10 protein-coding genes are annotated in these 14,791 nt (G+C 44.8%); 6 read left to right on the forward strand and 4 right to left on the reverse strand.

Annotated features, from left to right (window positions below; translation table 11 throughout):
* The 5 genes from ACYVNW_RS03900 to ACYVNW_RS03920 all read left to right on the forward strand — a co-directional run bounded on the left by ACYVNW_RS03900 (window position 1) and on the right by ACYVNW_RS03920 (window position 5,387).
* Window positions 1–984: a helix-turn-helix domain-containing protein gene (locus ACYVNW_RS03900; protein ID WP_460678532.1), complete on the forward strand. Its 984-nt coding sequence runs from the start codon at window positions 1–3 to the stop codon at window positions 982–984.
* Window positions 985–1,098: 114 nt separating this feature from the next.
* Window positions 1,099–2,163, forward strand: coding sequence for an alkene reductase (locus ACYVNW_RS03905; RefSeq protein WP_460678533.1), 1,065 nt, complete (start codon window positions 1,099–1,101; stop codon window positions 2,161–2,163).
* A 79-nt stretch (window positions 2,164–2,242) separates the two neighbouring features.
* Window positions 2,243–3,130, forward strand: coding sequence for an NmrA family NAD(P)-binding protein (locus ACYVNW_RS03910; RefSeq protein ID WP_460678534.1), 888 nt, complete (start codon window positions 2,243–2,245; stop codon window positions 3,128–3,130).
* Window positions 3,131–3,376: 246 nt separating this feature from the next.
* Window positions 3,377–4,210, forward strand: coding sequence for an AraC family transcriptional regulator (locus ACYVNW_RS03915; RefSeq protein ID WP_460678535.1), 834 nt, complete (start codon window positions 3,377–3,379; stop codon window positions 4,208–4,210).
* Between the two features lie 46 nt (window positions 4,211–4,256).
* Window positions 4,257–5,387 (forward strand): FAD-dependent oxidoreductase, encoded by a 1,131-nt coding sequence (locus tag ACYVNW_RS03920; protein WP_460678536.1) that lies wholly within the window; start codon window positions 4,257–4,259, stop codon window positions 5,385–5,387.
* A 129-nt stretch (window positions 5,388–5,516) separates the two neighbouring features.
* On the opposite strand, the gene ACYVNW_RS03925 is transcribed toward ACYVNW_RS03920, so the two are convergent.
* The 4 genes from ACYVNW_RS03925 to ACYVNW_RS03940 all read right to left on the reverse strand — a co-directional run bounded on the left by ACYVNW_RS03925 (window position 5,517) and on the right by ACYVNW_RS03940 (window position 12,089).
* Window positions 5,517–6,929, reverse strand: coding sequence for an efflux transporter outer membrane subunit (locus tag ACYVNW_RS03925; RefSeq protein WP_460678537.1), 1,413 nt, complete (start codon window positions 6,927–6,929; stop codon window positions 5,517–5,519).
* Between the two features lie 18 nt (window positions 6,930–6,947).
* Window positions 6,948–10,151: an efflux RND transporter permease subunit gene (locus tag ACYVNW_RS03930; RefSeq protein WP_460678538.1), complete on the reverse strand. Its 3,204-nt coding sequence runs from the start codon at window positions 10,149–10,151 to the stop codon at window positions 6,948–6,950.
* A gap of 12 nt (window positions 10,152–10,163) precedes the next feature.
* Window positions 10,164–11,297, reverse strand: a complete 1,134-nt coding sequence (locus ACYVNW_RS03935) for an efflux RND transporter periplasmic adaptor subunit (RefSeq protein WP_460678539.1) — start codon at window positions 11,295–11,297, stop codon at window positions 10,164–10,166.
* A 192-nt stretch (window positions 11,298–11,489) separates the two neighbouring features.
* A complete protein-coding gene (locus tag ACYVNW_RS03940) occupies window positions 11,490–12,089 on the reverse strand; it encodes a TetR/AcrR family transcriptional regulator (protein WP_460678540.1) in 600 nt (199 codons plus the stop codon).
* A 183-nt stretch (window positions 12,090–12,272) separates the two neighbouring features.
* On the opposite strand from ACYVNW_RS03940, the gene ACYVNW_RS03945 reads away from it, so the two are divergent.
* A complete protein-coding gene (locus ACYVNW_RS03945) occupies window positions 12,273–14,681 on the forward strand; it encodes a glycoside hydrolase family 3 N-terminal domain-containing protein (protein ID WP_460678541.1) in 2,409 nt (802 codons plus the stop codon).
* The last annotated feature ends 110 nt before the right edge of the window (window positions 14,682–14,791 follow it).

Genomic DNA, 14,791 nt, shown 5'->3' on the forward strand with positions numbered 1-14,791 from the left:
ATGATATTTTCATTTTCAGCAACTCCGGGCTTTGACTTTATGAGTCAGTTTGCCAGTCACATTGGGGTAAAGATAGAAGGCGATGTATTACCAATACCCGAACAATTGGGCCGTGGTTATATCCGCCGACTATCATTTCATGCTGATTTCAAAATAACTTTGCATCATTACGTGCTTAAAGAGGACCTGGTTATTAAACGCAACGCCTCCGGACTTGGTAATGAATTAATTACTATTTTCTTCTATAGCAATGAGCAAGTGCTGGGTATTGCGTATAACGATGGGCAGGATGTTCAATTCACTGAACGCAATGAATCGGCTATACAGGTAACCTCCAATGATCTGAACTCAACCATCCGTTTTCCGCAGGGGCATCAAATTCATTACGCGGTGGTTGCTGTTACCCCTGCATATCTTAAAGCTTTATTAAAACTGAACGAACTTAATTCCACTATAGAGACCATCACTACCAGCGGCAAAAGTTTTCTTTTTTTTGAGAATATGAATGCCGAAACCAAATTGTTACTTAAAAACCTAAGTACTGTAGATATGATGAACGGTTTAAATTTGTTTTTTATACATATTAAAGTACAGGAACTGCTTTACCAACTATTTCACAAATTGGCTCAACGTGATAGCGCGGCTCATCAGAACATTAACAACGCCGATGCTGCCAGGCTGCTTCATATCCGTAACGAGGTATTAAACGACTTGAGTACCCCACCAGTATTGCCCGAATTGGCAGCTATTGCCGCCATGAGCGAAACCAAATTAAAACAACTGTTTAAGCAGTTGTTCGGTGATACCATATACAATTACTTTCAGCACGCCCGCATGGAAGAAGCTGCTTTTTTATTGAAACAAGGCAAACGCTCTGTTGCCGAAGTTGGTTACGAACTTGGTTTTACGAACCTGAGTCATTTTAGTCGGCTTTTTGAAAAGCACTATGGAGCAACCCCTAAAAAGTTTTCATCGAAATCATAGATAGCGCAAGCTAATTCCCCCATTGTCGTATCCGACTGATTTTATGCCTTTTCGCGCTATTTGCGCTATGAAATAACATCCACCTTTGCTATGTAAACAATAATACATCGCAAAATGAAAATGTTATTTAATCCTTACAGCAAAGCTGCACTACAATTAAAAAACCATGTAGTTATGGCACCTATGACCCGGAGCCGGGCCATCAATAATATCCCCAATTCGTTAATGGCCGCTTACTACAAGCAACGATCAGGCGCTGGTTTAATCATTACCGAAGGTACATCACCCAGCCCCGAAGGCTTAGGCTATCCTCGCATCCCCGGTATTTTTAATAAAGAGCAAATTGACGGGTGGAAGCTGGTTACCGATGCTGTACGCGAAAATGGTTCAAAAATATTTTTGCAGATAATGCATACAGGCAGAGTTGCCAATAGTTCGAACCTGCCGGATGGCTATCAGGTGGTTGGCCTGTCAGATATAAAGGCAACTGGAGAAGTTTACACCGACAACGGCATGTTCGAATACTCGGCTCCCATAGCACTTGATGCAGAAGGCATTCAACAGGTGATCAGCCACCACGTAAGCGCTGCAGAAAATGCTATAGCGGCCGGATTTGATGGCGTTGAATTGCATGGTGCCCACGGTTACTTGTTAGATCAGTCTTTAAACCCGCTTATCAATAACCGCACTGATAGTTACGGCGGCTCAATTGAAAACAGGAGCCGGTTAACATTGGAAATTGTGCAGAAGATAACAGTGGCTATAGGTGCAGACAAAGTTGGCTTGCGCATTTCACCATATTTAGCCACTAATGGTATGCCTGCTTACAATGGGGCAGAGATACATGAAACTTACGCGTATCTTGCCAGAGAAGTTAACCGTTTGGATATTGCTTATCTGCATATATCTAATAATCCGGGTATACCCCAGGAAACACACGAAACTATCCGCAAAGCATTCTCAAACACCATTATTTATTGTAATGGCTTTACGCCAGAAACGGCTGAATCCAAATTACAGGACGGATCGGCTGATTTGGTTGCATTTGGTAGAAGCTTTCTGGCCAACCCCGATTTTATGAGGAGGATAGAAAAAAACGCCCCCTTAAATGAGCCGGATTATAACACACTATATACGCCCGGCGAAGAAGGATATACTGATTATCTTACGTTAGATTAAGCCTAACTATTTTCCAATACAAAGAACTACATATGCCGGTTAAGCCGGCGCAAATTCAAACTTTTAAGATATAAATACCATGAAAATTATAACAACAGGCTCATTAGGAAATGTAGCCAAACCATTAGTAAAAAAACTTGTAGCCGCAGGGCACGATGTTACTGTGATTACGACTAAAGATGACCGTAAGAACGAAATTGAAGCGTTAGGTGCCAAAGCAGCCATCGGTTCAATCAGCGATGCCGCATTTTTGACCAATACATTTTCAGGTGCCGATGCAGTATATGTGATGATGCCTCCATCAATAGGGAGTGAAAATTTTGTGCAAAATATTGTAGAAGCAGGGCAGGCTTGTGCGGAAGCTATAAAAGCTGCCGGTATACCCCGGGTAGTAATGTTGAGCAGTGTTGGTGCTGATGCACCGCAGGGGACAGGGCCGGTGAGAGGAGTTCACCAGGTAGAGCAAACCTTAAAACAGTTAGATGGGGTTAATATTACAGTTTTGAGATCAGGTTTCTTTTACGTGAATTTTTTGAGAGATATTCCATCTATCAAAAGCAGGGGTATATTCGGCAACAATTATAACGGCGAGGAAAAGTTAGCGCTTACTCACCCCGAAGATCTTTCTTCAGCCATTGCAGCGGAATTGCAGCACATCGGCAATGGCTTTGAAGTTAAATATGTGGTAAGCGATATTTCAACCGGCAATGAACTGGCAACTGTGCTTGGCCAAGCTATAGGTAAGCCAGAATTAACCTGGACAAATATCCCTGACGAACAACTGCAGCAAGGGATGGTGTCGGTCGGTATGTCACCAGAGTTGGTAGGGCTTATTGTTGAGATGGGTCAGGGGGTAAGAAACGGTATAATTACCCGGCACTTCTTCGAGCAAGGCGCAAAGGTAACTGGCAAAGTAAAATTGGAAGAATTTGCTGAGCAGTTTAAGTCAGTATATCTAAATGATTAAACACATGGCATACCACATCAAATGTGGATAAAAAACTTATAGAGAAAAAGAAACAAGCGCACCTGCATTATTAAAGGTGCGCTTGTTTTTAATTGGTATTTCCGTGCAAAGCTTTAAACCATTCATCCTTCTTTGAAAGCTAAGCTTCCGTCAAAATGTAAATGCAATGTGAAAAATCAAATAACTGCATCGCATTTATATTTTGAATAATTTTGTTACTGTCTAAAAATTATCCTATTCAAATCAATGCCCCTGTCACAAGCGCCATTCAGTATACCGGCACCTGATCAACTGATACATGCGATCAAAAATATTTGGTATACAACCATCGATTTTGCCAAAGTGCCATCGTTGGGTTTTGAGGTGTTGCCCGATGGATACGCAGAAATCATATTTTATATGGATGGCACGTGCAGTATGGAGACGGATGACGGGATCAAACCTTTATCATCTCCATTTTTGACCGGCTTGTTAAATCAGCCATTAATTTTACACACAAAGGGGCAGTTGCAGGTAATCGGTATTAAGTGTTATCCCTGGGCTGTGTTTGATTTGCTGAGTTTGCCGGCCGATAAAGACGGAGTAAGAGTTTTTGAGCACCCTATTGCCACGTTGCAACCTGTACTGGAAGCACACATACAGGCAAAACGAATAAACGAGGCGCTGATTGAGGTGAAAAAGTATCTAATAGACGCGGATGCAAAAAAGATTAACAATGCAGTAGTTAACAAAGCCGGTACAGCCATGCGTAAAGCCAATGGAATGCTGCCGGTAAAAAAAATAGCTGCTGAAGCCGACGCCACCATTCGTACACTGGAGCGGAAGTTTAAACAGGCATCAGGGTACAGTGTTAAAGATGTAGCCGGATTGATGCGTTTTGAACAGGTGCGGAACCGCTTATGGCTACAGCCTGAAAGCAGCCTTGCCCAGCTGGCGCCGGAACTGGGTTATACAGACCAGGCACACCTTAGCCGTGAATTTAAGCGCTATAGCGGATCTACACCGGCGGCCTTCGCCCGCAAGGCAAAAAAAGAGCAACTGGTAATGAATGATGTTTTTGTCGCGTTTGTACAAGCTTAGATTTTTTGAATGTATGAGTTTTGCAATTCATTAATAACGCAAGACCATGCTTTTAAAACATAAAAAAGTGGCCATTATTGGTGCAGGGCCGATAGGGCTCACTATGGCTAAACTACTAACTCAAAACGACGTATCGGTAACCGTTTACGAACGCGATCAAAATGAACGGGCCAGAATACAGGGCGGCACGCTTGATTTGCACATCAATTCTGGTCAGCTGGCTATGAAAAAAGCCGGCTTACTGGAAAGCTATTATACCAAAGCCATACCTATGGGCATAATTATGGCTGATGTACAGGGCCGCATATTATCAAAAAAGCCGGTTACACCTGAAAATCAGTATACAAATCCTGAAATTAACAGGAATGTGCTGCGAAAAATGCTGTTAGATAGCTTACCCGCAAATACTGTAGTTTGGAACAGGAGACTTAATTCACTCGAAGTGCGAAACGATAAATGGTTGTTGAATTTCCACCAACAGCCTGAGGCAAGCGCAGATATGGTTATCGTAGCCAATGGCGGCATGTCTAAAATAAGGAATTATGTTACTGATGCTCAAGTAGAGGATACCGGTACCGTCATCATCCAGGGAGATATTCCGCAGCCGGAAATAAACTGCCGCGAGTTTTACAATTGGTGTAATGGCAACCGGTTGATGGCAGCGCACCAAGGCATGTCGTTAGTGGCAAACCCTTATAATAACGGTCTTTTAAGCTACGGCATCATTTTTAAAGCTCCTACAGAGTGGACTGAAACCGAAAACTTTGATTTTACAGATACAGAAGCTGTGCATGATTATCTTTTAAACCGGTTTTCGCAATGGGATGAGCGGTATCAACAACTGCTGCGTTCAACTACATTTTTTTGGGGGCTACCCACTAAAAAACTGCCTTTGAATAATGCATGGAAAACAGACCGGCCCTTACCCATCACTTTAATTGGAGATGCTGCGCATTTGATGCCACCTTTTGCGGGTCAGGGCGTAAATACCGGATTGTTGGATGCATTGATTTTGGCTGAGAACCTGACAGGTGATCAATATAATTCTATCCCCGATGCAATCAGGGATTACGAACAGCAGATGTTTCGCTATGCCGGAGAAGCACAGCTCGAATCAAGTAAAAATGAATTGGAGATGCGTGCCCTCGATTTTACATTTCAAAAGTTTATCTATTGAAGAGTGAAATGGCAATCAGTGATATCAGCTTACAAAAAAAGGGCTCTAACCATTCAAGATTAGAGCCCTTTTTATTGTGTTTAGCTCATGGGCATGAAACTCTGCAGGAAATTACAGCAGTAACTGCTATTAGTTCCAGCCGCCCCCCAGCGAACGGTATAAATCTACCGCAGCGCTCAGTTGGGCTTTTTTAATGGAGGCCAGTTCCAATTCGCTTTGCAGCACGTTGCTTTGGGCGGTGATGACTTCCAGATAATTAGCCATACCATTTTTGAATAATAGGTTGGCATTCTGTGTAGCCTGCTGTAATGTTTTGGCCCGGTTGGCCGCTATGGCCTGCTGCTGGCTCAGTTTATCCATCGCCACAAGGGCATCAGATACCTCGCCGGCAGCCAGCAATACCTGCTGACGGAATTGAATTACCGATTTTTCACGATTGATTTTAGCTACTTCATAATTAGTTTTCAGTTCGCGGTGCTGTAATAGAGGTTGTACAATGCCACCGGTAACTAAACCAAATAACGATGCCGGAATGGTAAACCAGTTGCTGGCCTTAAAAGAGTTGACACCGCCTTGCGCTGTAATAGCGAGGGTAGGGTACATGCTGGCCTTAGTGTAACCCACCTGTGCATTGGCCCGGTCAAGTTCCAGTTCGGCGCTTCTTACATCCGGGCGCCAACTCAGTAACTGCGCGGGTACCCCAGCAGCCATTTGTTGTGGAACGTTTACATCAGTGAGCCTGCGTGTGCGTACTATGGCATCGGGCAGTTTTCCGGCCAGAATACTCAGTGCGTTTTCCTGTATTACAATTTGCTGTTCAAACTGGGGGATCAAACCGGCAGCTGTCAAGCGTTGTGCTTCGGCTTGTTGTAAGGCCAGCAATGTAGCTTGCCCGGCATTGTATTGCAGTTTAATAATCCGGATGGTGCTATCATTCAGTAATACATTCTTTTTGGCAATGTTTAACTGCTCATCCAGCATCAACAGGTTGTAATACCCGTCTGATACATTGGCTACTAACTGCGTTTGTACCGCTTTTCGGGCCTCGGCGGTTTGTAGGTAAACAGCCAGCGCTGCCGCTTTACGGCTGCTGATTTTACCCCAAATGTCGGCTTCCCATGATACGGTTACCGAAGCATTGTAATCCTCAATGTGCCTGCTGCCCAAAAACTGGCTCAGGCTAATGCCGTTTAAGCTGTTGTTGGATGGCCGGTTGATGGTCGCTGAAACACCTGCAGAAACGGTAGGGACATTGCCCCATTTAGCTTGCAACAGCGTTTGGCGGGCGGCTTCAATGTTCTTAACTGCCAGCTGCAAATCATTATTGCGTGTTAAGGCGCTGTCAATGAGTGCTTGAAGCGTGTTTTCGGTAAAAAAGCTTCTCCAGGGCAGGCGGCCAACCGAACTGGTGTCGGTATTCACTTCGGCCCGGTAGCTGCTCGGTAAGTTTAAATCGGGCAGCTTTGTATTTTTAGAAACCTTACAGGCGCTGAGCAACAGCATTGCGCCTGCAATAAGGTAACTTAATTTTATAGTTTTCATTTTGGTATGAATGCGTGATTAATGCAATGAAAGTTCAGTTTGGTTTTCAGGGGTCTGTTGTCCGTTGTTACGGCCGTCCTTATGTGGTACACTAACTGGCACACCGCTGATGCGCTCCTGCAGGTGCTGGAAGATGACGAACAGTACCGGGATGATGAACAAGCCTAATACTACACCACTAATCATACCACCCGCAGCACTGATGCTGATAGAATGGTTGCCCTGTGCTGATGGACCGGTAGCTGTCATCATCGGCACCAAGCCCACAATAAAGGCCAGCGAGGTCATGATGATTGGGCGCAGGCGTAATCTTGCCGCTTCAATGGCAGCAGTAACCAAACCTTCGCGGTTACGGCGGCGCTGTACGGCAAACTCCACAATCAGGATGGCATTCTTCGCCAGCAAGCCGATGAGCATGATGAGCGCTACCTGTACGTAAATGTTATTTTCGATGCCGGTAAAGCCCAGCACCACAAATACACCTAATATACCTGTAGGAATGGAAAGTATAACTGCTAAAGGCAACAGGTAACTTTCGTACTGTGCCGCCAGCAGGAAGTATACAAATACCAAACACAGCAGGAAGATAATAGCTGATTGTCCACCTGAGGAGATCTCTTCGCGGGTTTGGCCCGAAAATTCATAGGTGACGCCGGTAGGCAGCTGAGTTTTAGCGGTTTCTTCAATCGCTTTAATCGCATCACCAGAACTATAACCTGGTTTTGGAATAGCGTTAATGCTGATAGAGTTGAACAGGTTGTAACGTGATGCTGTTTCTGAGCCATAAACGCGTTTTAATTTTACCAGCGTTTTAATCGGCACCATTTCGCCGCTGCGGTTTTTAACAAACACCCGGTCAATAGCCGAAGGGTCGGTACGGTCGGCAACATCGGCCTGCATTACCACACGGTAATATTTACCAAACCGGTTAAAATCTGATGCCTGGGCACTACCAAAATAGGCCTGCATGGTTTGCAATATATCGCGCACGTTTACACCCAACTGGTTGGCTTTTTCATCATCTACTTCCAGTTGCAGTTGCGGGTAATCGGCTTTAAACTGCGTGAAGGCAAAGGCAATTTCTTTACGCTGCATCAGTTTACTGATAAACTCATTGGCAGTACCACTGAATTTGGCCAGGGTGCCGCCGGTTTTATCTTGCAATACAAAGTCGAGCGCTTCTACGTTGCTAAAGCCTGGTACGGTAGGGAAGCTGAATACGAAAAACGTTCCACCCGGTATAGCACCCATTTTTTGACGGATGATATCCTGTATGGCGTTAATATCTTTCACCGCCCCGCGTTCTTCATTCGGTTTTAACAGCACGAAGGCTACGGCTGCTGATGGACTGTTGGAGTTGGTTAACAAGTTAAATCCATCAATGGTAGTCACAAAGCGTGCGGCAGGTAAGGCACGTAATTCTTTCTCTGCCTGGTTGAGCACTTTGATAGTTTTATCCAGCGATGTTCCTGATGGCGTAGAGATAGATATCGCTACGAAGCCCTGATCTTCAGTTGGGATGAAGCCTGATTTGGTGCTGCGTACCATGTAGATAGTAACCGCAGTAACTAATGCCAAACCGGCAATGCCTACCCATTTACGGGCAATCAGGAATTTTACGCCGCTAATGTAACGCTCTGTTAGTTTGTTGAAGCCGCCATTGAAGCCAGCTGAAAATTTTTCCTTGAAAGTTTTCGGCTTTTCACCATCAGTTTTACCATGTGAGCTTTTTAATACCAGTGCAGCCAGCGCCGGGCTAAGGGTTAATGCGTTAACCGCAGAGATAACAATGGCGATAGACATGGTAAAGGCAAACTGCCGGTAGAATATGCCCGTTGAGCCGGTCATGAAACCTACAGGCAAGAACACTGCTGCCATTACCAAAGTGATGGAAATAATAGCGCCGGTGATTTCGCTCATGGCCGATAAGGTAGCACTGCGTGCAGGCAAGTGATCGTGTTCCATTTTGGCGTGCACGGCCTCAACTACTACAATGGCATCATCCACCACAATACCAATAGCCAGTACCAGCGCGAACAGCGTAAGCAGGTTGATAGAGAAGCCGAACAGGCTCATAAAGAAGAAAGTACCTACTACAGCTACAGGTACGGCTACTGCCGGAATGAGGGTAGAGCGTAAATCTTGCAAAAAAAGCAGTACTACGATGAATACCAAAATGAAGGCTTCAATCAGCGTATGTTTTACCTGCTCAATGGATTCATCCAATGCAGTTTTAGTGCGGTAAAACTGGTTGTATTTGATACCTTTCGGGAAATCCTTTGATACCTTTTCCATCAAATGGTCAATAGCAATCTGGATTTCGTTAGCGTTAGAACCGGCCAATTGAATTACACCAATACCGATACCATCTGCACCGTTCAGGTGGGTTAAGCTGGTATAGGAGTAAGCGCCCAGTTCCACACGGGCCACATCTTTCAAGCGCAGCACCGAGCCATCAGTATTGGCCCTAATAGTGATATTTCCATATTCCTCGGGTTTGGTGAGTTTACCTTTGTATTTAATGATATACTCAAAAGCTTCGGTACTGCGTTCGCCAAATTTACCGGGAGCAGCTTCCAGATTTTTATCCTGTATGGCAGCCATTACTTCGGCAGGAGTCACCTGGTAGGCAGCCATTTGACTGGGGTTCAGCCATACCCGCATCGAGTAATCTTTAACACCGCCGAATATGGTAGCCGAACCTACGCCGGGTATACGCTTAATTTCAGGAATAATGTTGATTTGCGCGTAGTTGGCAATAAATGTTTGGTCGTACTTTTTAGGGTCTTCGGTATATATACCAATAGCGCCAATCAGGCTGTTTTGCTGTTTGGTGGTGGTAATACCCTGTTGCACTACTTCCGCAGGCAACTGGCTGGTGGCCTGTGCCACACGGTTTTGTACATTCACCGCAGCCTGGTCGGGGTTGGTGCCCTGCTTAAAGTAAACGGTTATAGCCAAACTACCATCGTTGCTGGCGGTAGAGGTCATGTAACTCATGTTCTCCACACCGTTGATGGATTCTTCTAACGACGGAGCTACGGAGCGCAGTACGGTTTCGGCATTAGCGCCGGGGTACACCGCGGTTACCAGTACAGCCGGAGGCGCAATATCCGGAAACTGTTGCAGCGGTAGTTTAGTAAGGCCAAGTACCCCCAGTATCAGCAGCAATATGGATATTACCGTTGAGAGTACCGGCCGTTCGATAAATTTCTTTAACATGATAGTGTTGAATTAGTGTGATGAGTAGGCAAGAGCAGCATTTTTAACCGGTTCAGGTTTAATAGCCTGGCCTTCCTGTAAGTGGTCAATGCCTGCAGTTACAATGCGGTCGCCGGGTTTTACGCCCGATTTAACGAGGTAATTGTTGCCGCTTTTGCCTTCAATAATTATAGGTTGTTTGCTTACCTTATTGCTGTCGCCAACAGTGTATACAAACACTTTATCCTGCATTTCAAGTGTGGCATCCATTGGTATTACATTAACGTTGTTGTGATGTAATGCTAGCTTTACCTTACCTGTATTGCCAGAGCGTAAAATGCCGCCGGCATTAGGGAAACTTGCGCGCAAAGTAATGGCCGCAGTGCTTCTATTAAACTGGCCGTCTACCATATCTACCTTGCCGGGTACAGTATAAGCGCTGTCATCAGATAAAATCAGTTCTACCGGCGGCAGGTGTTTGATTTTTTCCTGAAGGTTGTTACCAGCGTAATTGGCTTTAAAACTTACAAATTCGTCCTCGCTGAGTGAAAAGTACACGTGTACATCGTGCACATCTGATAACTGGGTAAGCGCTATCGGATCGGCCGGGCCTACTAAACTACCTTGTTTCTTTTGCAGGCGGCCTAAATATCCGTTCACGGGTGCTTTAATTAAGGTATAACCCAAGTTGATTTGCGCGGTACCTACTTCAGCCTTTGCCTGCTCCAGGTTGGCCTTGGCAATGGTTAAGGCTGCTTTGGCAGCTTTGAGCTGATAATCTGATATAACTTTGTTTTGCACCAGCGGGGTGAGTTTTTCAACTTCAAGTTGAGCGTTGGCTAAAGCACCTTCTGCTGCATGCTGCGCCGCCCTGGCATTATTCAACCGCTCGGCATAGGGGCGGTCGTTAATTTTAAACAGTGGCTGACCTTTGGTTACATAAGCACCTTCGTCAACAAAGATGCGATCAAGTGTGCCGTCAACCTGCGGGCGTATCTCTACGTTAACAGCGCCTTCTACCGATGCTGGGTACTCTTGATAAGTGGTGGGATTACCGGCTTGTACTTCCATTACCGGAAGCGCAGGCACTACGGCCTGTGGTTGCTGCGGTGGCTGTGAGCAACCGTACATCACCGCTATCATTAAAATTAATACTGAAGCTTTCATGTGTTTGTTTTTTGTATTAAGGATTGAGATTTTGTTAAAAACTGTAGTGAATAGTGAAGATGATTTAAAATTAAAGTTGGTTTTGCCTGAAAAATTTAACATTAATAAAAAAGTTAACAGTGTTAAGTGATATGTTAAAAAGTTTTATAAGCGGAAATTGCCAATTATAAATAATAAGAAAATATGTGGTTACTAACGTTTGATAGCATGTATAATGCCGCCTATAGTATCTTTAAGTACCTGCTGGTTAATATCATCAGATACGTTTTGCCTTACCAGGTTGATTGAAATTAAGCCATGAAGTACGGACCAGAACGTATAATATCTCCGGCATATTTCGTCTTCTGTAGCATTTTTTTCACCTATCAACTGTTCAATTACCTCACTAATCATTGTAGCCGGTATTTCCGATTCGGGTATTTCATTGTCAAATACACAGCAGTTTACTTCTATACCAAACATCAGTTGGTAAAGCTCTTTGTTGGCAAATGCAAAATGCCAGTAGGTGAGCCACATGGCCTCCAGCTGCTTTTCCGGTAAACGGTGCTGGTCGCGCGCTACAGTCATTTCCCGGCTCAGCATACAATAACCCATTTTGGTTAACTCCAGCAGCAGTGCCTCCTTATTGGCGAAGTACTCATAGATTACAGGCGCTGTATACTCAATCACATCAGCAATTTTACGCATACTTAATGCCTGCCAGCCTTCCTTTTTGCCTATAGCCAGGGCAGCATCCAGAATATTGGTTCTGGTTTCATCTTTCAATCGTTGTTTACGCTCTTTGCTGCCCATTTCTTACGCTGTTTAATTTATCTAACAGTGTTAAGCAAAAGTATATTGTTTTGTTTGTGATAGTTTAATTTGAATGTCATTAAATAATTAATGAGATTAGGTCTTCTAATAGGCTTCAACAATGCAACACATAGCTTAAGCCCTTACATTATAGTGTTATCATCAAATTATATATCTATCATCTTGAAAAAAATCTTACTCACTTCAGCACTGATCAGTTTGAGCGCCACCTCGCTTTTCGCTCAAAACAAAAATATCTACTACACCGGCTGGATTGATTTTAATAAAAACGGCCGGATGGACGTGTTTGAAAATCCTAAAGAGCCGGTAGAAAAACGGGTAGCCGATTTGCTGTCGCAAATGACCCTTGAAGAGAAGACCTGTCAGCAAGCTACCCTGTATGGTTACAAGCGGGTATTGAAAGATGAGATGCCAACGCCCAACTGGAAAAATGAAATTTGGAAAGATGGTATTGCCAATATTGATGAAGAACTGAACAACCTCACCTCACATACCGATGATGCACCTACTCAATACAGCTTTCCGTATAGTAAACATGCTTCGGCGATTAATATTGTGCAAAAATGGTTTGTGGAGCAGACCCGACTGGGGATACCGGTTGATTTTACCAACGAGGGCATTCACGGCCTGAACCATGATCGCGCCACCCCATTGCCGGCGCCTATTGGGATTGGCAGCAGCTGGAACAAGCAGTTGGTCTACCATGCCGGTACTATAGTAGGCCGCGAGGCCAAAGCGCTGGGATATACAAATGTGTATGCCCCTATACTTGACCCCGCGCGCGATCAGCGCTGGGGCAGGGTGGTGGAATGCTATGGGGAAAATCCTTTTCTCATCGGCGCATTGGGTACCCAAATGGTAAGAGGCATTCAGGAGCAGGGCGTAGCTTCCACTTTAAAACATTATGCGGTGTATAGTGTGCCTAAAGGCGGCCGCGATGGTAATGCCCGTACCGACCCGCATGTAGCACCACGCGAAATGTATCAGCTGTATTTATATCCTTTTCAAAAAGTAATTCATGATGCCCAACCGATGGGGGTGATGAGCAGCTATAATGATTGGGATGGCGTGCCGATTACCGGCAGCTATTTCTTCCTGACCGAATTGCTGCGCCAGAAATTTGGCTTCACTGGTTATGTGGTATCAGACAGTGAGGCGGTTGAATTTCTGTATTCCAAACACCATGTAGCCGCCGATATGAAAGGCGCAGTAAAGCAGGCTATTGATGCAGGCCTTAATGTACGTACCAATTTCACCATGCCGCAAACTTACATTATGCCCCTGCGCGAATTGGTAAAAGAGGGGAGCGTAAGCATGCAAACATTAGACAAGAGCGTAGCCGATGTACTGCGCGTAAAGTTTAGGTTGGGCTTGTTTGACCACCCTTATGTGCAAGACCCTAAAGCTGCAGACCGTATTGTACACACTGCTGCTGACGAAAGTTTTGCCTTGCAACTTAACCGAGAATCAATGGTGTTACTAAAAAACGAAAACCATCTGCTGCCTCTGAATAAAACTAAACTTAAAAATATACTGGTTACCGGCCCGCTGGCTGCGGCAGAGAGTTATGCCATTAGCCGCTACGGCCCGTCACACAACAAAGTAACCAGCGTATTGGAAGGTATTCAAAAATACGCAGGTGCAGGTATAAGCGTAAACTATGCCAAAGGATGCGATGTAGTTGATGCCACCTGGCCCGAAAGCGAAATCATTACCACGCCTCTAACTCAACAAGAACAGGCTGATATAGATGCCGCCGTTGCCAAAGCCAAAAATGCCGATGTGGTGATTGCCGTGGTAGGAGAGGATGAAAAGCAAGTGGGCGAGAGCCTGTCACGCACCGGGCTCAATTTACCCGGCCGCCAATTGCAGTTATTGCAAGCTTTGCAAGCTACAGGCAAACCCGTGGTAATGGTGATGATTAACGGGCAGCCACTTACCATCAACTGGGAAAACCGCTATCTCCCGGCCATATTAGAAGCTTGGTTCCCTGGTCCGCAAGCGGGGCAGGCAGTGGCAGAAACCCTGTTTGGCGATAACAATCCGGGCGGTAAGTTATCCATCACTTTTCCGAAGACTACCGGGCAAATTGAATTGAACTTTCCATTCAAACCGGCGTCGCAGGCCAACCAGCCTACATCAGGGCCAAACGGCTATGGTAAAACCAGCGTAAACGGTGCTTTATATCCGTTTGGTTACGGTTTAAGTTACACCACCTTTGCATACCGTAATCTTAAAGTTGAACAACTTGCAAAACATAGTCAAAGTGATGTGATTGTAACTGTTGATATCACCAACACCGGGCAGGTGAAAGGTGACGAGGTGGTACAATTATATTTAAAAGATGTAGTAAGCAGTGTAACCACTTATGATTATGATTTGCGCGGCTTCGAACGTGTGCCCTTAGCGCCAGGTGAAACTAAAACGGTGAAATTCATACTTCATCCTGATGACCTGGCTTTACTGGATAAAAATATGAATTGGACAGTGGAACCCGGAAAGTTTAAGGTAATGATTGGCGCATCGAGCGAAGATATTAAACTAAGTACTGAATTTGAGGTAGAAGATTAAATTGCTTTATGGTGCACTTTGCACTATCGCTAATCGATGTAAATAATTGTAAATGAAGGTAAAATAGATTTTTTGCATTTCCAGGCACTTGCTGCGCTGCTTTGTACGTA

The sequence above is a fragment of the Mucilaginibacter koreensis genome (assembly GCF_054783355.1).